Genomic DNA, 21784 nt, shown 5'->3' on the forward strand with positions numbered 1-21784 from the left:
TCCGTTGGAGAACAAGACCATTCCTATTAAGCACGAACTATTTAGAAAGTCCCGTTTCGTTACGCAACTTTTACGGTGGTCATATGAATCTGGTTTTTCGCTTGGCGGTCGTTGAAGACTTACCGGCGCTGCTGGAACTCGAACAACACTGTTTCACCACGGATCGGCTTAACCGTCGCAGTTTTCAATGGATGATCACGCGGGCCCATGGGCAACTGTTGGTAGCCCAGCGTGGCGAACACCTGGTCGGTTACGCCGTGGTGCTGTTTCACCGGGGTACTTCGCTGGCGCGCCTTTACTCGATTGCGATCGCCACCGACGCGCGCGGCAACGGTCTGGGCAGGCAATTGCTCGAACGCATCGAGGCCTGCGCCCTTGAGCACGACTGCGCCTATCTTCGGCTGGAAGTACGCATCGACAACCCGGCAGCGATTGCCCTGTATGAGCGCAACGGTTACCGACGTTTTGCGCTGATTCATGACTATTACCAGGACCATGCCGACGCGCTGCGACTGGAAAAGCGCATCCTCCAGCACCGCGACTCGCGCAATATCCAGGTGCCGTGGTACCGACAGACCACCGACTTCACCTGCGGCCCGGCCTGCTTGTTGATGGCCATGGGCGCGTTGCAACAGGGTCGGTTACTGGAGCGGCGTGAAGAACTGCAAATCTGGCGCGAGGCGACCACCGTGTTCATGACCTCCGGCCATGGTGGCTGCAGCCCTCAAGGCCTGGCGCTGGCAGCATGGCAACGAGGGTTTCGGGTGCGACTGCAACTGAGCATGGCCGGGCCACTGTTTCTCGATGGCGTACGCGATGTGCATAAAAAAGATGTAATGCGGTTAGTGCACGAAGAGTTCACCACGCAGCTACAAGAGACTGATGTGGAGCGAGTGATCGGCGGACCACTGGACCTTCCACGGTTACTGGACGGTGGCGGACAACCGCTGGTGCTCATCAGCAGCTATCGACTGACCCGTTCCAAATCGCCGCATTGGGTGATCGTCACCGATTGCGATGAAGAGTTCGTCTACCTGCATGACCCGGATGTCGATCACAGCCAGCATCGCCAACCCATGGACTGCCAGCATTTGCCGGTCAGCCATGGGGAATTCGAAAAGATGTGCAGTTTCGGTCGGGGCAAGTTGCGGGCGGCGGTAATTCTGTATGCCCGCGATTCGGTTACTTCAGACCAACCTTGTACAACGCCCCATCGTCCTCGTCGGTCAACACATACAAATACCCGTCCGGCCCCTGCCGCACATCGCGAATCCGCTTGTTGAGTTCACCCAGCAATCGCTCTTCGTGAACGACCTTGTCGCCATCGAACTGCAAACGGATCAACTCCTGGCTCACTAACGCGCCGATAAACACGTTGTGCTGCCAGGCCTTGAAGCGGTCAGCGTCGTAGAACGCCATGCCGCTGAGGCCGGGGGACTTTTCCCAGACGTGGCGCGGGGCGACGGTGCCTTCGGCGGTCTTGCCCTTGGCTTCCGGAATCGGCTGGCCGGAATAATTGATGCCATGGGTTGCCATCGGCCAGCCGTAGTTCTTGCCACGCTCGATGATGTTGATTTCATCGCCCCCCTGGGGACCGTGTTCGTTTTCCCAAAGGGTGCCGGTCCAGGGATTGAGCGCCGCGCCTTGCGGATTGCGCTGGCCGTAGGACCAGATTTCCGGGCGTACGCCGGCCTGACCGACAAAGGGGTTGTCATCCGGCACCTTGCCGTCCGGGTAGATCCGCACGATCTTGCCTTGCAGCTTGTCGAGGTCTTGGGCGGTCGGCCGGTCATTGTTCTCGCCAAGGGTGATGAACAGATAGCCGTCGCGATCGAACACCAATCTTGAGCCGAAGTGGTTACCGACTGAAAGCTTGGGCTCCTGGCGAAAGATCACTTTGAAATCCTTGATGGCCGTCAGGTCGTCAGACAGACGTCCGCGACCGACCGCCGTCCCGGCCTTGTCGCCCTCACCGCCACCTTCGGCATACGACAGATAGACCGTGCGGTCTTGCTTGAAGTCGGGCGACAACGCTACATCCAGCAATCCGCCCTGCCCCTTGGCCCAGACCTGTGGCACGCCACTGAGCGGTGCGGAAAGTTTACCGTCGGCGCTGATCACCCGCAGGTTGCCGGGTCGCTCGGTCACCAGCATCCCTTGGCGATCGGGAAGGAACGCCAAGGCCCAGGGATGTTCGAGCCCCTTGGTCATTGTCGTCACCTCAAGGGTGCCCTGTTCGCTTTTCAAATTCTGGGTTGGCGCTGCGAAAACGGGCGCCGTGACGGTGATCAGTACGCTGGCACACAGTGTGGCCAGAAGGGTTTTACGCAACATGCACGATTCCTTTTGTCGTTCGAATGGCTGGCAAGAACGCTGTCGTGCCGTTCAACGGTTGCTGGTGTCTGCGTCTCGGTGAGGTGGGTTGGGAATGAATTTCGGTGGGGTGGCGGGAGGCGAACGATCCTGGGGATAGCGGTTGCCGACGCCACCATTATCCAGCGTCGGTGGCCGCGGCACGGGCACTGTGTTCGGCCCACGAATGGCCGGCGCGCTGGGTTGCGTGCCTTGCATGCTGTTGGGATTGGCCCGCCGAATCGGGCTGTTGTAAGGATTGCTGGTGTGGCCCGTCGGGCTCTGGGCCATCAGCAATGAAGAAGGTGGCGATGCGGTGTCAGCCTGGGCCAGATTGCTCAGCACGCCACTCAGCGCCAACGCGATGCAGCCGAGCATAAATCTGTTCATGGGGAGCCTCTCGACATCAGCGTGGATAGGAACTTCGATATCACGCTACGCCCGGGGTTCGGATTTGTTAACTAAAACCTCCTTCACAAGATGTAACACGAGTTGACCCGACCGCCGATACGCCCGCAGGACCGGGTCGCAGCCCGCTGAAACTTTTGCACAGCGTCACAGGTCACCTGAACATCACTCGCGAGAAGACGACCATGGCACGGGCAATCTGGAAAGGCGCGATCAGTTTCGGTCTGGTGCATATCCCTGTGGCGCTGGTCTCGGCGACGTCCTCGCAAGGGGTGGATTTCGACTGGCTCGACAGCCGCAGCATGGACCCGGTGGGCTACAAGCGCGTCAACAAGGTCACCGGCAAGGAAGTGACCAAGGAACACATCGTTAAAGGTGTGCAGTATGAAAAGGGTCGGTATGTGGTCCTCAGCGAAGAGGAAATCAAGTCGGCGCACCCTCTGTCCACTCAGACCATCGACATCTTTTCCTTTGTCGACAGCGAGCAGATCCCCCTGCAAAACATCGATACACCCTACTACCTCGCGCCGGACAAACGCGGTGGCAAGGTCTATGCGCTGTTGCGCGAAACGTTAAGCAAAACCAATAAAGTTGCCTTGGCTCATGTTGTGCTGCACACGCGCCAGCACCTCGCCGCGCTGATGCCGCTGGAATCGGCGATGGTATTGGTGATGCTGCGCTGGCCCGCCGAAGTGCGAAGTCTGGATACGCTTGAGTTGGGCAGTGAAGTCACCAAGCCCGAACTGGCCAAAGGTGAACTCGATATGGCCAAACGACTGGTTCAGGACATGAGCGCAGACTGGAAACCCGAGGACTATCGCGACGGTTTTGAAGACAAGATCATGGCCTTGGTGGAGAAAAAGGCTAATGAAGGCAAGATCGAGGATGTCGAAACGGCGACTGGCGAAGAGGAACGGAAAACCGCGGATGTTATCGATCTGACAGAGCTGCTTAAACGCAGCCTCGGCGGCAAGAGCTCCGGTAAGACCAAACCGGCGGCTAAACCTGCCGCGCAGAAAAAAGCCACGAAGACGTCTCGTGGCTGATTGATGGTTTTGCGGTGGATGTTATGGCCCCATCGCGAGCAAGCTCGCTCCCACATTGGCTCTGTGTTGTTCACAAATAGTGTGATCACAGAAGTTCCAGTGTGGGAGCGAGCTTGTCTCCGGGCGGCGATCCGACGATGGCGTCTTCCGACGTAACACAAAACTCAGATCAAGACGAAAATCGCCAGCAATCCGCCGAAAATCGCCCACTTTTCGATGTAATAGAGCTTGCGGTTGCGCTTCTTGAGCGCTTTGCCGTGCAGGCGAATCTTGTAGATTTTGGCGAACAAGCGGTTGATACCGCCGGTCTTGTCACCCGCATCGTTCGGTGCGCCCGCCGCCGACATCACATTACGGCTGAACCAGCCATTGAACGCCGCCGCCCAGCGATACTTCATCGGCCGCTCTACGTCGCAGAACAGAATGATGCGGTTCTGCTCGGTGGTGTTTTCGGCGTAATGAATGAAGGTCTCGTCGAACATGACCGCTTCACCGTCGCGCCAGTGGTAGTTCTCGCCATCGACGTTGATGTAGCAACCGGCATCGTTCGGGGTTTCCAGGCCCAGGTGATAGCGGTAGGAACCGGCATACGGATCGCGGTGACGGACCAGTTTCGAACCCGGTGGCAGCTCGGCGAACATCGCAGCCTTGATCGAGCCGATGCTTTGCACCAATTCCGTTGTGCGCGGGCAAAGTTTCATGGCCGAAGGATGGCTGTCGCCGTACCACTTCAGGTAAAAACGTTTCCAGCCCGTCTTGAAGAACGAGTTGAAGCCGACGTCGTCGTATTGATTCGAGCGCTTGATCTCCCCGGCCCTGAGCAGGTTCTGGCCCTCGGCGCGAACTTCTTCCCAATGGTCCTGCAAGGGACTCAGATCGGGAAAATCGGCCGGGTTGAGATAAGGCTTGTTCGGGATTTTGGAGAATAGATAAAGGAAGCAGTTGATCGGCGCCAGAAACGTCGAGTGGTCGCTCAGTTGGCGACCCAGCTTGTGGCGCACACGTCCGCGCAAGTGGACGTACGCAATGGATACAACGTAAATAGCGGCAATGATCAATTTCACAAAAATCGTCACACGTCAGAAGTGAACAAACTGCGTCCCTTGCCGGCCAATCGGCCCGAGGGACTTGTGCAGCGTCTGAATACGAAACAGCGCGTCCTTGAGCCTATGCCGCCTGTCGGCATCGGGTGATAGATGGCATTTTAGCCACAGTTTGTAACCAATAGTTAACCTTCAGATGTGAAAATCTGTCCACTGATGCTGCCAAAGTGGCCGTGCGGCCTTAACGCCCTATCGTTTAAAGAGCCAGACCAGTACAATCGCCGCCAAACATTACGCGCCCCCCTTGGTTGATGACGGGAATGAACCCCGTCTCAGCGCACTTCGACTCGGGCCAAGCGCTCCATATGCTGCTGTCCACTTATTGCCAGATGGACCTTCCGCTTCTGACCGGGATGCATTTCCTGTGGTTCGAAAACCGGAAACGGGTACTGAATCGGTACTGCCGCAACCCTAGCTACTCTGAATGCTTCGCAGGAAAAACCTTTGATCTCTACAGCTAACATCACGATGCAGTTCGGCGCCAAGCCGCTATTCGAAAACGTTTCGGTCAAATTCGCCGCGGGCAACCGCTACGGCCTGATCGGCGCCAACGGTTGCGGCAAGTCGACTTTCATGAAAATCCTCGGCGACGACCTCGAGCCGTCCGGCGGCCAGGTCATGCTCGAGCCGAACGTGCGTCTGGGTAAATTGCGCCAGGACCAGTTCGCCTACGAAGAATTCACCGTGATCGATACCGTGATCATGGGCCACGAAGAACTGTGGAAGGTCAAGGCCGAGCGCGACCGCATCTACTCGCTGCCGGAAATGACCGAAGAAGACGGCATGGCCGTTGCGGAACTGGAAACCGAGTTCGCCGAAATGGACGGCTACACTGCCGAATCCCGTGCTGGCGAACTGCTGCTGGGCCTGGGTATCGGCATCGAGCAGCACTTCGGCCCGATGAGCGAAGTGTCCCCAGGCTGGAAACTGCGCGTTTTGCTGGCTCAGGCACTGTTCTCCGATCCTGAAGTGCTGTTGCTCGACGAACCGACCAACCACCTGGACATCAACACCATCCGCTGGCTGGAAAACATTCTGACCCAGCGCTCCAGCCTGATGATCATCATCTCTCACGACCGTCACTTCCTGAACAGCGTGTGCACCCACATGGCTGACCTGGATTACGGCGAATTGCGTCTGTTCCCGGGCAACTACGACGAGTACATGACCGTGGCGACCCAGTCCCGCGAGCAACTGCTGTCGGACAACGCCAAGAAGAAAGCGCAGATCTCGGAACTGCAATCGTTCGTCAGCCGCTTCTCGGCCAACGCCTCGAAAGCCAAGCAAGCGACCTCCCGCGCCAAGGCGATCGACAAGATCCAGCTGGCCGAGGTCAAGCCTTCGAGCCGCGTGAGCCCGTTCATCCGTTTCGAACAAACCAAGAAGCTGCACCGTCAAGCGGTCATCGTCGAGCGCATGGCCAAAGGCTTCGACGGCAAGACACTGTTCAAGGACTTCAGCTTCCAGGTTGAAGCTGGCGAGCGCGTGGCGATCATCGGCCCGAACGGTATCGGTAAAACCACCCTGCTGCGTACCCTGGTCAATGAGCTAACCCCGGATGCCGGCACCGTGAAGTGGACCGACGCCGCGGAATTGGGCTACTACGCCCAGGACCACGCGCACGACTTCGAAGACGACTGCAACCTGTTCGACTGGATGGGCCAATGGACCCTGGGCGGCGAGCAAATCGTTCGCGGCACCCTCGGCCGGATGCTGTTCTCCAACGACGAGATCCTCAAGTCGGTCAAGGTCATCTCCGGTGGTGAGCAAGGTCGCATGCTGTTCGGCAAGCTGATCCTGCAAAAGCCGAACGTACTGATCATGGACGAACCGACCAACCACTTGGACATGGAATCCATCGAGGCGCTGAACCTGGCGCTGGAGAACTACCCGGGCACACTGATCTTCGTCAGCCACGACCGAGAGTTCGTATCGTCCCTGGCCACCCGCATCATCGAGTTGAGCGCCAACGGCGTGATCGACTTCAGCGGCACGTATGACGACTACCTGCGTAGCCAGGGCGTTGTGTTCTAAATAAAAGCTGCTTCAACAAAAAGCCCTGTCCTTGTGACGGGGCTTTTTGCATTTTGGGGTTTAGTATTTTTGTGGTGCTGAAACCTTCGCGAGCAAGCTCGCTCCCACAGTGGACGGAGATCTAACGTGGGAGCGAGCTTGCTCGCGAAGAGGCCCGAAAGAACAAGCAATAGGTCAAGGTAAAGTAGTTAGCCTGCTTTCTTTTATTTTGCGCCCGCGCCATGATGCGGTTCTCCTACCGCCGCCCGCGAACGAGCCCTCATGTCTGTGCAGCAACTGCCACCGCAAAGCTCCATGGCGATCACCCTGCAGATCGTCTCTATCGTTTTCTATACCTTTATTGCCTTCATCTGCATCGGCCTGCCGATTGCCGTGTTGCCGGGCTACGTCCATGAGCAGCTGGGCTTCAGCGCGATCATCGCGGGGCTGACCATCGGCTCGCAGTACCTGGCCACCCTGCTCAGCCGGCCGATGGCCGGGCGCCTGTCGGACAGCATCGGCACCAAGCGGGCGATTGTTTACGGGTTATCGGGGATTGTGTTGAGCGGCGTGCTGACGTTGATTTCAACGCTGCTGCAAAGCTTTCCGTTGCTGAGCCTGTTGATCCTGATCGTCGGCCGCTTGTTGCTGGGGATTGCCCAGGGTTTGATCGGGGTCGGCACCATCAGTTGGTGCATGGGTCAGGTGGGCGTGGAACATACCGCGCGATCGATCTCCTGGAACGGCATCGCCTCCTACGGCGCCATCGCCATTGGTGCGCCGCTGGGCGTGGTGATGGTTGGCGAGCTGGGGTTCGCCAGTCTTGGGATCGCGCTGTCGGTGCTGGCGCTGGCGGCGTTGTTGCTGATCCGAAACAAACCCTCGGTGCCGGTGATTCGCGGCGAGCGCCTGCCGTTCTGGGCGGTGTTCGGGCGCATTGCGCCGTTCGGTGCGAGCTTGAGCCTCGCCTCCATCGGTTATGGCACGCTAACCACCTTTATTACTCTGTATTACGTCAGCCGTGGCTGGGCCGGCGCGGCTTATTGCCTGACGGTGTTCGGCGTGTGTTTCATTCTGGCGCGACTGTTGTTCATCTCCAGCATCAGCCGTTTCGGTGGGTTCACCTCGGCCATTGCCTGTATGAGCATTGAAACGGTGGGCCTTGCATTGCTGTGGCTTGCGCCTTCGACCGGTTATGCGCTGATCGGCGCAGGCCTGACCGGATTCGGTCTGTCGCTGGTGTATCCGGCGCTGGGGGTCGAAGCGATCAAGCAAGTGCCCAACTCCAGCCGCGGAGCGGGATTGAGTGCTTACGCAGTGTTTTTCGATCTGGCGCTAGCGATTGCCGGGCCGTTGATGGGCGCGGTGGCGTTGAACCTGGGGTACACGTGGATTTTCTTCAGCGCGGCGTTGTTATCGATAACAGGATTGGGCCTGACGCTGTTGTTGAAACGCCGTGCGATGAACGCCTGATTACTGATCCGCCGTCTGCATTCCGGCCCGGGTCGGTTTGCCAAGTGCATGAAAGAAGAAACGCCCAGCTTCGGAAATCATGTTGCGATGGATGTCTTTGCGATCGACACCATCGGCATCGGTACACAGCGCCGGCATGGCGATGATCTGCTCTTCATTACAAGGCGCCATGAACACGAAGTGCCCTGCCCCCGCCAGCAACTTGAAGTCCGGTGCAATCGGCAGTTTGCGCGCCAGGGCTGCGGCATTCTTGTCGAATGCCACCAGTTTGTCGCCGTCGCCGCTGTAGAGCAGCACCGGCACATGCACGTCGGCCAGGGTATGGCGACCAAACTTCAGGCTCAGCGGCGCCATGAGCAGCAAGGCGCGAACCCGAGGGTCAGCCACCGGTTGCAAGTCATCGCGGTCAGCAATCAATTCGCCTTGAGTGTTGCAGGCATCGCGGTCGTCCGGGCGTTCCAGACAATAGCGGCGCAGACGGTCCAGGTCTGGTGTCGCGCCGGACAGAATCAGCGCAGTCTCCCCTCCCGCCGAATAACCGATCACACCGACCTGATCGGCGTTGACGAAGGGCGCGAGCATTCGATCGCCCAGCGTCGCGGTAATGGCTTCGGAAATCTGGATGGGCCGACCGTAAAGGTTACTCAACGTACCGAGACGGCTGTGGTCTTTGGAGTTGTCACCGGGATGGATCACCGCCACCACCACAAACCCTTTGCGTGCCAGCGACGTGGCGAGGTCGTGCAAGGCCAGCGGGGTTCCGGTGTTGCCGTGGGACAGCATCAGCATCGGGAAACGACCGATGGCGACTCGGGTGTCTTCGCCCGCTTCGACCGTGTAGCCCTCGATGATGCTGGAGTGTTCCTTGTCGCTGGAAGGATAGAAGGCGATGGCGCGCATCGGCTGCAAGTCCAGAGGGTCAAGAAAACTCATCTCATGGAAGCCGACGCTCCAGTGAGGATGCGGCGCAGGCGCGGCGTGCACTGAGTTCAGGCTGCTGAGCAGGCAAATCAGTAAAGTTGCACAAAGACGCACCATGGGAGGCTCCACCTGGCTACTGACCGGGGACGTTAACCCTCGACTGCATAACTCGGGCCACTTTTTAATGAAATTCCGAAACAGCCAGAAACAAAAAACTCCATATCTGGCACTTGCGTGATCAGAATACAGAGTTTTTTGGATGTTGCTCGAGCTGTTTGATTTTCTTTACAGAAGCCTTACGCAGCAGCGAACAACTGCTCGCTGATTTGCGTGTGAGCGTCGCTCATGGCTTTGGTGCGGACTTCATCACCGTAGGCAAGGCCATGGGCACGGACGAACTCGAGGTCAGTGATACCGATGAAGCCGAACAGGACTTTCAAGTACTCTTCGTGAGCAACGCCAGTCGCCTGACCCGCATGCAGACCGCCGGAAGTCGAAACGATGACGACTTTCTTGCCACCGCACAGGCCTTCAGGACCGGCTTCGGTGTAACGGAAGGTCTGACCGGCAACGGCGATGCGGTCGATCCAGGCCTTGAGTTGGGTCGGGATGGTGAAGTTGTACATCGGAGCTGAAATCACCACGGCATCGGCAGCGAGGAATTCGGCCAGGGTCGACGCGCTCAGCTCGGCTTCGTGTTGCTGCGCGGCGTTACGCAGTTCAGCGGTGGTGCCGGCGGCAACCAGGGTTGTGGCGGAAAAATGGCTGATGGCATCGGCGGCCAGGTCGCGATAGGTCACCACGGCAGTCGGCTCGGCGGTTTGCCAGGCTTTAACGACTTCGCTGCTCAGCTGACGGGAAGCCGAGTTGTCACCAAGAATGCTCGAATCGATATGCAGCAGTTTCATGTGGGATCTCCAGGTGAGGATCGCTACGAGGCGATCTGATGGGGAGAATCCTACAGGCGAAACCAATAGCTGATTAGACCGCAACAATGCGATAGTTCGTCCCACTGATAGAACAATCGAGTTCAACCATGCAAGACCTCAACGATCTCTACTACTTCGCCAAGGTGGTTGAAGCCGGTGGCTTCGCCGCGGCTGGGCGTTTGCTCGGAATTCCCAAGTCGCGGTTGTCGCGGCGCATCGCCGAGCTGGAAGAGCGCCTCGGTGCGCGCCTGCTGCAACGCACGACCCGACAACTGAAGCTGACCGCCGTGGGTGAACGTTACCTGCGGCACTGTCAGGCAATGCTGCTGGAAGCCGAAATGGCCGACGAAGCCGTCGCCAGTATGTCCAGCGAGCCTCGCGGACGTTTGCGGGTGTCCTGCCCCGTCGGGCTGGCCCACGAAATTCTGCCGACAGTGATCAGCGATTTCCTTGAGAAGTATCCTCAGGTTCAACTGGAGGTCATGTTGCTCAACCGCCGCGTCGACCTGGTGACCGAGGGCGTTGATGTGGCGCTGCGGGTGCGTGAGTTGGGCGATGAGGATCCGCTGCTGGTCACCCGACGTTTGCGCCAGGCGCAGATGGCGATGGTCGCCAGCCCCGGTTTTTTGCACGGACGTGAAATCAACCACCCCGAAGACTTGAAAATCCTGCCCGTGCTCGGCGCCCTGGAAGCCGACCGCCTGGTGCATATCCGCATGCTCGACCAACAGGGCAAAAGTTACGATCTCACCCTCGAAGCGCGATTGGGCATCGATGACTTTATCGTGCGCAAGGCCTGCACCCTCGCCGGCCAGGGTTTTACCATGCTGCCGATGATGTATTGCGAGCAGGAACTGGAAAACGGCTCGCTGGTGCAGTTGCTGCCCGATTGGTCGCTGCCTGGTGGCTGGCTGCAAGCGGTCTACCCTCATCGACGCGGGGTGATGCCGGCCGTACGCGCCTGGCTCGACCATTTGATCGAATCATTCAATGCCTGTGGGGACCGACTGATATGAAGGCTGGACGTATGAGCGAAGAGGATGTCGCGCAATTCTGTCTCGCGCTGCCGGGTGCACGGGAAGACTACAAGTGGGGTGGCGTACGGGTGTTTTCGATTGCAGGGAACAAGATGTTTGCCTTGCAGAATCTGCGGGGCGAATCCCTGGCCTTCAAGGTCGACAAGGACTTGTTTCTCGGTCATTGCGACCGCCCGGGAATCCGCCCGGCGCCGTATTTGGCGCGGGCTCAGTGGATCATCATGGAAACGCCCTACCCGTTGGGCCCTGAAGAGCTGCAAGGCTTGTTGCAGCGTTCCCATCAATTGGTGGTGAGCAAGTTACCCAAACGCACCCAGGTCGGACTGCTGCTTTAAAACAGCGCCAGCAGATTTGCACCCAGAAACAATTGATCGATCCAGAACACCTGGTGCAGCAGCACGATCATCCAGAACAACAGCTGAAACGACACTTTGCGCGTCTTGTGCCGAAACAGCTGCTGCGCCAGTAAGGCGCCCGGCCAGCCCCCGGCGAGTTCCACCGCATGCAACACGTTCTCCGGTATGCGCCAATGGTCGGCGCGCGCCTTGCGTTTGTCGCTCCAGTACAGCAAGAACGCCAGCAGGCTGACGACCCCGTACGCAGCCAAGGGAATCACGGAAACCCCGCGCAGCCACAACGACATCGAGCCAAACAGCGGCAGCGCGCACAGGACCGCAAACACCAACAATTTCAGCTGAAGATTGCGAAGCTCTCCTGCGGGTTTGCGTCCGGGGTTGTTGCGCGCGCTGGCGTCATTCATGGCTTGACCGCGGTCCAGTCGACCCAGCCGAACTGCCAGGTGGCCAGGATGACCAGGCCGAACGCGATGCGATACCAGGCAAACGCCGCATAGCTGTGGCTACCGATGAACACGAGCAAGGCTCTGACGGCAATCATCGCGAAGATGAACGCCGTGACGAAACCGATCGCGAACACCGGAAAATCAGACGGAACGAACAGGTCGCGATACTTGTAGCCCGAGTACACCGCCGCGCCGACCATGGTCGGCATCGCCAGGAAGAAAGAAAACTCTGTGGCGGTCTTGCGCGACAAGCCGAACAGCAAACCGCCAATGATCGTCGAGCCGGAACGCGAGGTCCCGGGAATCATTGCCAGGCACTGGGCAAAGCCAACTTTCAGTGCGTCTTTCCAGGTGATTTCGTCGACGGTTTGGGCATGCACTTCATGCTGACGCTGCTCAGCCCACAGCATGACGATACCGCCCACGACCAACGCCGTGGCCACGGTGATCGGGTTGAACAGATACTCGTGGATCAGATCAGCGAAAATCACCCCCAATACCACGGCCGGCAGGAAGGCGATCAGCAGGTTCACGGTAAAGCGTCGAGCGCTCGGCTGGGTCGGCAAACCGATGACCACGTCGAAGATCTTGCGGCGGAACTCCCACACCACCGCCAGGATCGCGCCTAACTGGATAATGATGTTGAAGGCCATGGCCCGCTCGCCACCGAAGTCGAGCAGGTCAGCCACAATGATCTGGTGCCCGGTACTGGATATCGGCAAAAACTCCGTCAGCCCTTCTACAACCCCAAGAATCAATGCCGAAAAGGCAGTCCAAAGATCCATCAATCCCCCAAGAAGCGATGCGCCACGGCATGCCCCGTTAATATTTTTTCAGAACGTTGACTGCGATCAGCGTCGCTGCTGCACCGCGCGCACAGGATCCAGACGAAACCATAAAAATTCCGTGAAAAATCAACTTGGATTCAGGTTTTTCCGTGCGGGGCCGAAATCCTATCAGACAAGTCTGATTAACGCTGCCGCGTTATTGGACTTGGGTCGGATATGACCGATTGGCAAAGTGTGGTTGGATGCTGGCGATCATTTATTACAAGAAAAAGAAATCGGAGTGACAGCGTTATGAACAGCTTGCGCAGTATGTCGATCAGCCGACGTTTGTGGCTCATCTTGATCGTGGCCGTCCTGATGCTAATGACGTTGGGCATCTTGATGCTCAAGCAGATTCACGATGACCTGTACCACGCCAAGGCTCAGAAAACCCAGCATGTGGTGCAAACCGCCAGTGGCATTCTGACCTATTACCACGACCTCGAAACCGCCGGCACGCTCACCCGCGATGCTGCGCAGAAGCAGGCTCTGAGCGCCGTTCGCGGTCTGCGTTATGACCAGAATGACTACTTCTGGATCAATGACCTGACGCCGGTGATGATCATGCACCCGGCCAACCCGAAACTTGATGGCCAGAACCTCTCGGCGATCCGCGACCCCGACGGTTTTGCCCTGTTTAACGAAATGGTCGCCGTCGCCAAGACCAAGGGTGCCGGCACCGTCGACTATCGCTGGCCGAAACCGGGCGCCAGCGCGCCGGTAGAAAAAACTTCCTATATCAAACTTTTCGAACCCTGGGGCTGGGTGATCGGTTCTGGCGTGTACATCGATGACATGCAGGCCGAGTTCTATGGCCAGGTCTGGAAAGCATCGTTCGTGGGGCTGGTGATTGCCCTGATCATGGCGCTGCTGGTCATCCTGATTGCCCGCAGCATCGTGCGTCCACTGCAGGAAACCGTGAACGCCATGGCCAACATCGCCAGCGGTGAGAGCGACCTGACCCGCAGCCTCGACACCCATGGCCAGGATGAAGTCACGCAACTGGCACGCCACTTCAACGCCTTCACCGCCAAGCTACGACTGGTGATCAAAGAACTGCAAGTGTCCGCCAGTGCCCTGGGCCAGTCTTCCAGTGAGCTGGGCAACGACGCCGCCCAGGCCCAGCAACGCAGTCAGCAACAGTCCCAGCAAATGGAACTGGTGGCCACCGCAATCAATGAAGTGACGTATGGCGTACATGACGTCGCGAAAAACGCCGAGCACGCCGCCAGCGAAATGCGCGATGCCGAGTCTCAGGCGCAGCAAGGTCAGGTCAACATTGATGGCAGCCTGCAACAGATCGACAAGCTGTCGTCGACCATCGATCAGGCGGTGGAAGTGATTCGTACCCTGGCCGCCGAAAGCACGCAGATCGGCAGCGTTCTCGAAGTGATCCGTTCCATCGCCGAGCAAACCAACCTGCTGGCCCTCAACGCAGCCATCGAAGCCGCCCGGGCCGGCGAGCAAGGTCGCGGTTTTGCGGTGGTGGCCGATGAAGTGCGACTGCTGGCCCAGCGTACCCAGAAGTCCACGGCCGAGATCCAGTCGATGATCGAACGCCTGCAAAGCCACTCCGAAGCGGCGGTCAAAGTGATCGGCGACAGCAGCCGTGCATCGCAGTTGACTATCGAGCAGGCCGGCCTGGCCGGTGCAAGCCTGAATGCCATTGGCCAGGCGCTGCGCAACCTCAACGGGTTGAACGCCTCCATCGCCAGCGCAACCTTGCAACAGGCGCATGTGGTCGAGGACATTAACCAGAACGTCACTCAGGCGGCCGGTTTGTCCCACAGCACAGCGTTGGCGGCCGAACAGTCGAGCGTGGCCAGCGTTCATCTGAAGGAATTGAGTGAGCAGTTGAACGGGCTGCTCAAGCAGTTCCGGGTGTAACGACAGCCCCTGCTACAAAGGGCGGCGCACGCCGGTTCTACTTGGCAGCGCCTGCCGTTACAATCCGCACCCTCTTCGACTTCCCCCAAGGAACCTCCCATGTCCGGGCTTGAACTGTTTGCCGCCGCCCTCGGTGTCATCGCCGTCTGGCTGACGGTCAAACAGAACCCCTGGTGCTGGCCGATCGGTCTGGTCATGGTGCTGCTTTATAGCTGGATCTTTTTTGAGGTGAAGCTCTACTCGGACATGCTCCTGCAGGTGATCTACGCCGCATTGCAGCTCTATGGCTGGTGGCAGTGGACGCATGCGGGGGGAGCACACCATGGTCGGCAGGTCAGCCTGCTCGACGGTAAATCGGTCGCTATCAGTCTGGTCATTGGAGCGGTCGGCAGTCTGTTGCTGGGCGCTGCAATGGCGAACTGGACCGATGCCGCACAACCCTGGCTCGATGCGGCACTCACTGGCTTCAGCCTGGTAGCGCAGTTATGGATGGCGCAAAAACGCGTTCAATGCTGGCCGCTGTGGTTCACCCTGGATGTGATCTTCGTCGGGCTGTTTATCTACAAAGACCTGTACCTGACCGCCGGGCTCTACGCGCTGTTCGCCCTGATTGCCGTGCAAGGCTGGCGGGAATGGCGGGCCGATCCGGCGTTGCGCACGTGAAAGTTCTGGTACTCACAGGCCCCGAATCCAGCGGCAAGAGTTGGCTGGCAGCCGAGTTACAACAGCATTTCGGTGGGGACCTGGTAGACGAATATGTACGCTGGTTCATCGAACAAAACCCACGAGACACCTGCCTGGCCGACATTCCGGAAATCGCCCGAGGGCAGCTGAAATGGGAGGACGAGGCACGCGCCCGGCAGCCACATTTGCTGATTCTCGACACTCACTTGCTGAGCAACATCCTCTGGAGCCAGACCTTGTTTGGCGCTTGCCCGACGTGGATCGAGCAAGCATTGCTGGCACGGGACTACGACCTGCATTTGCTGCTGAGCCCCGAAACCGTGGCCTGGCATGACGACGGGCAGCGTTGCCAACCGCAACTGGCAGAACGCCAGGCGTTTTTCCAGGCCAGCCGCCAATGGCTTGACCTGCACCACCAGTCTTTCCAAGTGCTGCAAGGTGATTGGCAACAGCGCAAGGACGCGGCATTCGAGGCTGTGACCCGCTTGCTCAAGGCCTGACAGGGGTACCCCGCCCTGCCGCAAATGTCCATTCCTGAAACACCCATCTCTGCACAAACCCGCGAGCTAAAGCGGCTCAAGCACTCCAGCAATAAAATGTTAAGCCACTGATACAACCTGCCTTCAGCGCCCTTAGCGAGCAATACCGCCAGCAAGGACGGCGTTTTTGCGTGGATCTGTCTCAGTGGCGTTACAAAACTTATTGACCACCTCGACAATTAAAGCCAACCAACTGTTTTTAAAAGAAAACCGAAAACCGGCACACCTTCTGCTCTCTTCCTCGCAACGCTGATAAGGGCCAGCGTTCCACTTACAGAAGGAATTGCCGCCGTGGGGAAACTTGAAAACAACATATATACCCTCCTGCTGATCGGATGCGCACTGGGCTCAAGTGTCTGCCTGCCTGTACAAGCTGACAACGGCATCATCATTATCAAACGTGATGTCCAACCACGCATGGCAACGCGTGCGCCGATGATTCCCGACCCTAGCCCCACGACCGCCAATGCCAACCCGTCCAAACACATCATCAGTCAAACGAACGAGTTGAGCGACGGTGACTTTGCCGGTGTCGCCAGTGGTGCAGGCATCTCCCGCCTGGTCACTCAAAACACCAACAACCTGAGCGGCAATCTCAGCACCCAGACCCAGCTTTCCAATCTCCCCGCCGGACGTTCGGGAAATGGCGGAAACGGTATTGCCAACATGGTCAATTCAAGCGTCCAGCAAGGCCTGGGTGCTCTGAAAGTCATAACGGGAGACCGTTAAGATGAATCGTACGCTGCTGATTATCGCCATGTTTTGCAGTGCATCGACCTTTGCCCAATCTCCCGTCATCAATAACGCCGACATCGACGGCTCGGGCACGCAGTACCAGGGCAACCTCGCGGTCAACCAGGCTGCCGGCGATCTGCAGCAACAGGCTAACGCCCGGGCCATCGCCGTTGGCCATGGAGCCAGCGCGACCACACAGATTCGCCAACGGCTGCGTACGGTGGTCGACCCCAGGATCGATGCTCGATCCAGCATTCAAGGCGACTCCTTCAGCCACGGCAACGGCGTTCTGGGCGTCAACCAGAGTGCGGGCGCCAGCAACCAGCAAGCCAATGCCCTGCGGATAAGCATCAGCACAGAGCCGCAAAGCATCGACGACAGCGTCCTCAGGCAACAGAACGTGGCGCTGATCACCAACTCCGATCCAACTGACTCTGCACCAGGCTATCGCCAGGTCGCTACGAGCGATCAGGCCTTCACCGGTAGCCGTGGGGTGATCCAGTTGAATCAGAGCGCCGGGGTGGGAAACCGAACGGCCAATACCCTGAGCGTACGGGTCACGGATTGACCCAAACAGGTAGGTACAACACTTAACCTAAAATAAGTACGGAGAAATCACCATGAAACCTTCGATGGCAATAAAACCTCTGGTTTTTGCAATCGCTGCGGTCTTGGCTGTTGCTGCACAAGCTGGTCAGAACGATCGACGTGGTAATGGTCATCATAACGGTGGCAACCACACCCCTCCTCCAACAAGGATCTATACCGACGCGACCGCCAATGCGAACGATAGGCAGACCAGTACCGGCAACCGCATCTACAACGAAGGGACTCAGAACTCAGCCGAGATGAGCAGCTCTGGCGGAGGCTCGAGCGGCAACGTCGGCATCAACGTGGCAGCAGGCGCCGGCAACCAACAAGACAACGCGGCCGCCATCGCAAACGCTGGCTCCACCTCCAGTATCGATAACACCTTCGTGTTCGGCAATGCCGACGCCAGTGCTAGAGTCACGCAATACAGCAACAACAACAAGGTCTGGAACCACGGCACCACAAACTCTGCCGTGATGAGCGGATCGGCTGATGGCAGCAACGGCAATATGGGGATCAACATTGCTGGCGGCGACCTTAACCAACAGAAAAACACCATGGCAATTGCCAACTCCAACTCCCCGTTGGGTAACGCAAACGCCAGCGCCTCTGCCAATCAAAACGGTCCTGGCCTGACAGTGAATAACAACGCTGATCGGACCTACCGCGTGGATACGATTACGGTTACCAACACAGCCAGCGGTAGTTTCTCTAAAGATAAGTCGTTCGAGGCTAGCGGCAGTCAAAGCGCTTCTTCGAGCTGGGCCGCGGCCGGGGCCAAGAGCTCTGAATCCAGCGGTTCCCTCAGCATTGATGTAAGCGGTTCCAAAAGCAGCAATGCAAGCGGTTCCAACAGCAGTTCTGCGAGCGGTTCTAACAGCAGTGCTGCGAGCGGTACCAACAGCAGTACTGCAAGCGGTTCCAACAGCAGCAGTGCAAGCGGTTCTTCGAGTGCATCCTTGAACGCTTCCTTGGGCGCTACTCTGGACGCTGAAGCGGCGGCTTCCAGTTCCACTACCTTCAATAATGGCTTTGGCGATCGCACCCGCAGCAGGAGTTCCGAGGCATCGCTTAGCGCATCGCTTGACGCAACGCTCGACGTAGCGGTAGACAAATCGTTCGACAAATCGCGCGAATCCTCGTTCGACAGAGCGCGCGATTCTTCGTTCGACAGAACTCGCGACTCCTCGTACGACAAGTCTCACGAATCGTCGTACGACAAATCGCGCGATTCCTCGTTCGAAAAATCGTTCGATAAATCGTTCGAGAAATCGAACGCCTCCTCGTTCGAAAAATCGGGCTCGAAATCGTCCGAATCTGAGTACGCAAAAGCGAAAAGCTACAGTGAAAGCAGCTCCTATGATCTGAGCAACACCTACTCCTATCAAGTGCTGACTCCAACTGGCTGGGCAAACCCTGTGACCAACACTGCAACCCTGAGCGGTTCGGTGAATGGCGGCAGTGGCAACCTGGGCGTCAACGTGGCTGCCGGTGTGGGTAACCAACAAAGCAACTCGCTGTCCATTGCCAACCAGTCGTTCTAATTGCTGTCTCTGGAGGCCCCCTTATGGGGGCCTTTTTTCAACACAACCAGAAGGCATCCCACTATGCGCATTATCGCCTTGGCAATTTTGCTTTGCGTGGCCAGTGTGATCGAGGCAGCACAAATACCGCTTGCCGTCCTGCCGGGTGGCGCGGTGGTGTTCAAGCCGATCCAAAGCGTGCGTGAGCGCAAGTTTGCCGACCTGGTGCAACAGAAAACCGACTTCAGTTGCGGCGCAGCTGCGCTGGCGACCATATTGCGTCAGGCCTATTGGCTGGACGTGGACGAAGAACAAATCATCGAAGGCATGCTGTCACACTCCGATCAGGATCTTGTCCGCGTCCAGGGCTTTTCCATGCTCGACATGAAGCGTTACGTGGAAAGTATCGGCATGCGGGCCCGTGGTTACCGGGTAGCGACGGAAACGTTGAGCGAGATCAGAATTCCGGTTGTGGTACTCATGGATATCCGTGGCTACAAACATTTTGTGGTCATGCAAAGAGTCCATAAGGGCTGGGTATATATCGGAGATCCGGTACTCGGTCATAAACGTTACAAAGTCGAAGACTTTGTAAAAGGCTGGAACGGCATCATCTTTGCCGTCATCGGCCAGGGCTACGACAAAACCAATGCGTTGCTCGACCCACCCCTGCCACTGACCGCCAAGAACCGCATCAACACCTTCAGCCCGGTGCAAGACGCAGAGTTGATGGATTTCGGATTCATCCAAAGCGACTTCTTCTAATAACAAGGGAGCACGACGCTCCGGGAGCATTCCAATGAAGACTCCAATCTGGCTGGCCGTGGTTTGCCTGGCCGCCAGCCTGCCGACCCAGGCACAGATATTTAAACCCATTGAACTGAACGATCAGGAATTGGCGAGCCTGCGAGGCCGCTATGTCATGCCGGGGCGGATCATCAGTTTCGGCATTGTCATGACCAGCACTTGGCAAAATGCCAACGGTGAAGTGATCGGGGCAACGTCCTCGATGCAAATTCAACAATCGACCATCAAGCCACAGTTCTATGTGTCAATAATCAATGAAAAAGGTAATGGTTCAGCGAGTTCCCAAGGCACCGGTACCATCACTGGCGGCAACGGCCTCAACAGCACCGAAGGCGTCACTCAAGTCGTGCGTGCTGCCGGCGACCATAACACTGCCTACAACAACGTTGATATCAACGTCACAAGGGCTAACCAAGCGCCAACAACGCAACAGCAGGGCCAGGCATTGGCCGCAGGCTCGACGTTGGTCGGCGCCAATGGCGCGGGCTCGCTGAGCATTTCCTCGAGCGGTACGAGTGTGCAACTCAACATCGCGGCCAACAACAACCAGGGCAGTACCGTACAACGCCTGGGCCAGGGTGGGCTGATGCAGAACACGACTTTGCTCGGCGGTGGCAACCAGGTCCGCAACCTCACGTCCCTTAATGTCGTGCTGCGTGACAACGGGCCGACAACCGGGTCGCTGAACGGCAACCTGGACCAGCTCAAAGGCCTTCGCACTCAAGGATTCTGATCTACGCTCAGTCTCATCAGATGAAGTCAGAAGGGACGGCTAACCCATGCACCGATCGTTAACGTTCAGAGCTATCGTTTGTTTGAGTAGCCTGGCCCCGGCGACACTGCTATACGCAGCACCGGACCCCCAGGTCGAGATGCTAAAACAAGAACTCATGGAGTTGAAACAGCGTTACGAAGCACAACAGAACGCGCTGATGGTACTCGAGCAACGCGTTCGCCAAGTCGAAGAAACACCAGCAACACCGGCTCCCAAACGCCTGACCAAATCCCCTGCCGAAACGACCCGGGGTGGCCAGACGGTGGCCGCCGGTGCGCCGGGAACCACAGGCAGTTCATACGGCCAATCGCTCAAGGATGATTCGGAGCCTGCGCAAAGCGTTTCCAACCTGTATGACGAAGCCAGCGGCTTTTTCGGTGGCGGCAAGTTCAGCTTCGAAACCGGGCTGACCTACACGCACTACGATACCCGGGCGCTGACGCTCAATGGCTTTCTGGCACTGGACTCGATTTTCCTCGGCAGCATCGATCTTGACCGTATCAAGGCGGATAACTGGACCCTGGACCTGACCGCCCGCTACAACACGGGACAACGCTGGCAGTTCGACATTAACGTCCCCGTGGTTTATCGCGAATCAACGTATTCCTCCGGTGGCGCCGGTGGCGCAGGCCCGGTGACGTCGGACGCAACCGTTACCCGCGACCCGGCCATCGGCGATGTGAACGTTGGCGTTGCTTACAAGTTTCTGGATGAATCGGCCAACCTGCCCGACGCGGTGGTGACACTGCGTGTCAAGGCGCCGACCGGTGATGACCCTTACGGCATCAAACTGGTCCAGGTCCCGAACAACGACAACCTCGCGGTACCCGAGGACTTGCCTACTGGCAATGGTATCTGGTCGATCACGCCGGGTATCTCGCTGGTCAAGACCTATGACCCGGCCGTGCTGTTCGGCAGCCTGTCCTACACCTACAACATTGAAGACTCTTTCAGCGACATCAGCCCTCAGGTCAACTCCAAGGTGCCCGGTGACGTGAAACTGGGCAATTCCTGGCAGGTCGGCGCCGGCATTGCTTTCGCCTTGAACGAGAAGATGAGTATGTCGTTCTCGTTCACCGATCAGTTCGCCCGCAAGAGCAAGATCAAGCCGGACGGTGGCGATTGGCAGTCGATTACCAACAGCGATTACAACTCAGCCAACTTCAACATCGGCATGACCCTGGCAGCAACCGATAACCTGACGATCGTTCCCAACCTGTCCATCGGTCTGACCGACGACTCGCCAGACTTTTCCTTCAGCCTGAAATTCCCGTACTACTTCTAATCCGGCACCCACAAAAAACCCGCTTTTTTCGGCGGGTTTTTTGTGGG

General features: G+C 57.9%; 22 protein-coding genes. 15 read left to right on the forward strand and 7 right to left on the reverse strand.

All coding sequences use genetic code 11. From position 1 onward, the window contains the following. Positions 1-83: 83 nt before the first annotated feature. A complete protein-coding gene (rimI, locus tag ACA056_RS14755) occupies positions 84-1283 on the forward strand; it encodes a ribosomal protein S18-alanine N-acetyltransferase (protein ID WP_497265604.1) in 1200 nt (399 codons plus the stop codon). Here rimI and ACA056_RS14760 read toward each other — a convergent pair. Beyond that, positions 1183-2334, reverse strand: coding sequence for a PQQ-dependent sugar dehydrogenase (locus tag ACA056_RS14760; RefSeq protein ID WP_497265606.1), 1152 nt, complete (start codon positions 2332-2334; stop codon positions 1183-1185). The genes rimI and ACA056_RS14760 overlap by 101 nt on opposite strands. 51 nt (positions 2335-2385) lie before the next feature. Next, the gene (locus ACA056_RS14765; protein WP_497265608.1) at positions 2386-2742 is read right to left on the reverse strand and encodes a hypothetical protein; all 357 of its coding nucleotides are present in this window, start codon (positions 2740-2742) and stop codon (positions 2386-2388) included. A gap of 203 nt (positions 2743-2945) precedes the next feature. Between ACA056_RS14765 and ku the strand changes: the two genes are divergently transcribed. Further along, complete coding sequence (gene ku, locus ACA056_RS14770) at positions 2946-3806, forward strand: non-homologous end joining protein Ku (protein WP_497265610.1); 861 nt, start codon at positions 2946-2948, stop codon at positions 3804-3806. A gap of 164 nt (positions 3807-3970) precedes the next feature. Here the strand turns inward: ku and lpxO are convergent, their stop codons facing one another. Beyond that, positions 3971-4870, reverse strand: coding sequence for a lipid A hydroxylase LpxO (lpxO, locus tag ACA056_RS14775; protein ID WP_497265612.1), 900 nt, complete (start codon positions 4868-4870; stop codon positions 3971-3973). Positions 4871-5353: 483 nt separating this feature from the next. On the opposite strand from lpxO, the gene ACA056_RS14780 reads away from it, so the two are divergent. Both ACA056_RS14780 and ACA056_RS14785 read left to right on the forward strand, forming a co-directional pair. Next, positions 5354-6943, forward strand: coding sequence for an ABC-F family ATPase (locus ACA056_RS14780; protein ID WP_497265614.1), 1590 nt, complete (start codon positions 5354-5356; stop codon positions 6941-6943). 261 nt (positions 6944-7204) lie between these two features. Next, complete coding sequence (locus tag ACA056_RS14785) at positions 7205-8395, forward strand: MFS transporter (protein WP_497265616.1); 1191 nt, start codon at positions 7205-7207, stop codon at positions 8393-8395. Here ACA056_RS14785 and ACA056_RS14790 read toward each other — a convergent pair whose 3' ends face one another. Then, positions 8396-9433 (reverse strand): alpha/beta hydrolase family protein, encoded by a 1038-nt coding sequence (locus ACA056_RS14790; protein ID WP_497265618.1) that lies wholly within the window; start codon positions 9431-9433, stop codon positions 8396-8398. It abuts the gene before it with no gap. Between the two features lie 179 nt (positions 9434-9612). After that, positions 9613-10224: an FMN-dependent NADH-azoreductase gene (locus ACA056_RS14795; RefSeq protein ID WP_497265620.1), complete on the reverse strand. Its 612-nt coding sequence runs from the start codon at positions 10222-10224 to the stop codon at positions 9613-9615. Positions 10225-10352: 128 nt separating this feature from the next. Between ACA056_RS14795 and ACA056_RS14800 the strand changes: the two genes are divergently transcribed. Together ACA056_RS14800 and ACA056_RS14805 are read left to right on the forward strand one after the other, a co-directional pair. After that, positions 10353-11261, forward strand: a complete 909-nt coding sequence (locus tag ACA056_RS14800; RefSeq protein ID WP_497265622.1) for a LysR substrate-binding domain-containing protein — start codon at positions 10353-10355, stop codon at positions 11259-11261. Further along, positions 11258-11617 carry an MmcQ/YjbR family DNA-binding protein gene (locus ACA056_RS14805; protein WP_008149946.1) on the forward strand — a complete coding sequence of 120 codons (360 nt, stop codon included), beginning with the start codon at positions 11258-11260 and terminating at the stop codon, positions 11615-11617. Before ACA056_RS14800 ends, ACA056_RS14805 begins: the two co-directional genes overlap by 4 nt. Here ACA056_RS14805 and ACA056_RS14810 read toward each other — a convergent pair. Further along, the gene (locus ACA056_RS14810; RefSeq protein ID WP_497265625.1) at positions 11614-12042 is read right to left on the reverse strand and encodes a DUF1294 domain-containing protein; all 429 of its coding nucleotides are present in this window, start codon (positions 12040-12042) and stop codon (positions 11614-11616) included. The two genes, ACA056_RS14805 and ACA056_RS14810, sit on opposite strands and share 4 nt — an antisense overlap. After that, the gene (locus ACA056_RS14815) at positions 12039-12869 is read right to left on the reverse strand and encodes an undecaprenyl-diphosphate phosphatase (RefSeq protein WP_497265627.1); all 831 of its coding nucleotides are present in this window, start codon (positions 12867-12869) and stop codon (positions 12039-12041) included. The genes ACA056_RS14810 and ACA056_RS14815 overlap by 4 nt, the downstream gene beginning before the upstream one ends. A gap of 294 nt (positions 12870-13163) precedes the next feature. Between ACA056_RS14815 and ACA056_RS14820 the strand changes: the two genes are divergently transcribed. The 9 genes from ACA056_RS14820 (at position 13164) to fapF (ending at position 21737) form a co-directional block, all read left to right on the forward strand. After that, positions 13164-14798 carry a methyl-accepting chemotaxis protein gene (locus tag ACA056_RS14820; RefSeq protein WP_497265629.1) on the forward strand — a complete coding sequence of 545 codons (1635 nt, stop codon included), beginning with the start codon at positions 13164-13166 and terminating at the stop codon, positions 14796-14798. A gap of 99 nt (positions 14799-14897) precedes the next feature. Then, positions 14898-15461, forward strand: coding sequence for a nicotinamide riboside transporter PnuC (pnuC, locus tag ACA056_RS14825; RefSeq protein WP_497265631.1), 564 nt, complete (start codon positions 14898-14900; stop codon positions 15459-15461). Next, positions 15458-15982 (forward strand): AAA family ATPase, encoded by a 525-nt coding sequence (locus ACA056_RS14830; RefSeq protein ID WP_497265633.1) that lies wholly within the window; start codon positions 15458-15460, stop codon positions 15980-15982. The genes pnuC and ACA056_RS14830 overlap by 4 nt, the downstream gene beginning before the upstream one ends. A 330-nt stretch (positions 15983-16312) precedes the next feature. After that, a complete protein-coding gene (gene fapA, locus ACA056_RS14835) occupies positions 16313-16750 on the forward strand; it encodes a functional amyloid chaperone FapA (protein ID WP_497265635.1) in 438 nt (145 codons plus the stop codon). 1 nt (position 16751) lies between these two features. Beyond that, the gene (fapB, locus tag ACA056_RS14840; RefSeq protein ID WP_497265637.1) at positions 16752-17324 is read left to right on the forward strand and encodes a fibril amyloid subunit FapB; all 573 of its coding nucleotides are present in this window, start codon (positions 16752-16754) and stop codon (positions 17322-17324) included. Positions 17325-17376: 52 nt separating this feature from the next. Continuing rightward, positions 17377-18891, forward strand: coding sequence for an amyloid-like fimbrin subunit FapC (gene fapC, locus ACA056_RS14845; RefSeq protein WP_497265639.1), 1515 nt, complete (start codon positions 17377-17379; stop codon positions 18889-18891). Positions 18892-18954: 63 nt separating this feature from the next. Continuing rightward, positions 18955-19635, forward strand: a complete 681-nt coding sequence (gene fapD, locus ACA056_RS14850; protein WP_497265641.1) for a fibril amyloid maturation endopeptidase FapD — start codon at positions 18955-18957, stop codon at positions 19633-19635. 34 nt (positions 19636-19669) lie between these two features. Further along, a complete protein-coding gene (gene fapE / locus ACA056_RS14855; protein ID WP_497265643.1) occupies positions 19670-20410 on the forward strand; it encodes a fibril amyloid subunit FapE in 741 nt (246 codons plus the stop codon). 46 nt (positions 20411-20456) lie between these two features. Continuing rightward, entirely contained in the window at positions 20457-21737 is a 1281-nt protein-coding gene (gene fapF / locus ACA056_RS14860) for a fibril amyloid transporter FapF (RefSeq protein WP_497265645.1), read from the forward strand. Positions 21738-21784 lie beyond the last annotated feature (47 nt).

The organism is Pseudomonas sp. LBUM1666 (genome assembly GCF_059695775.1).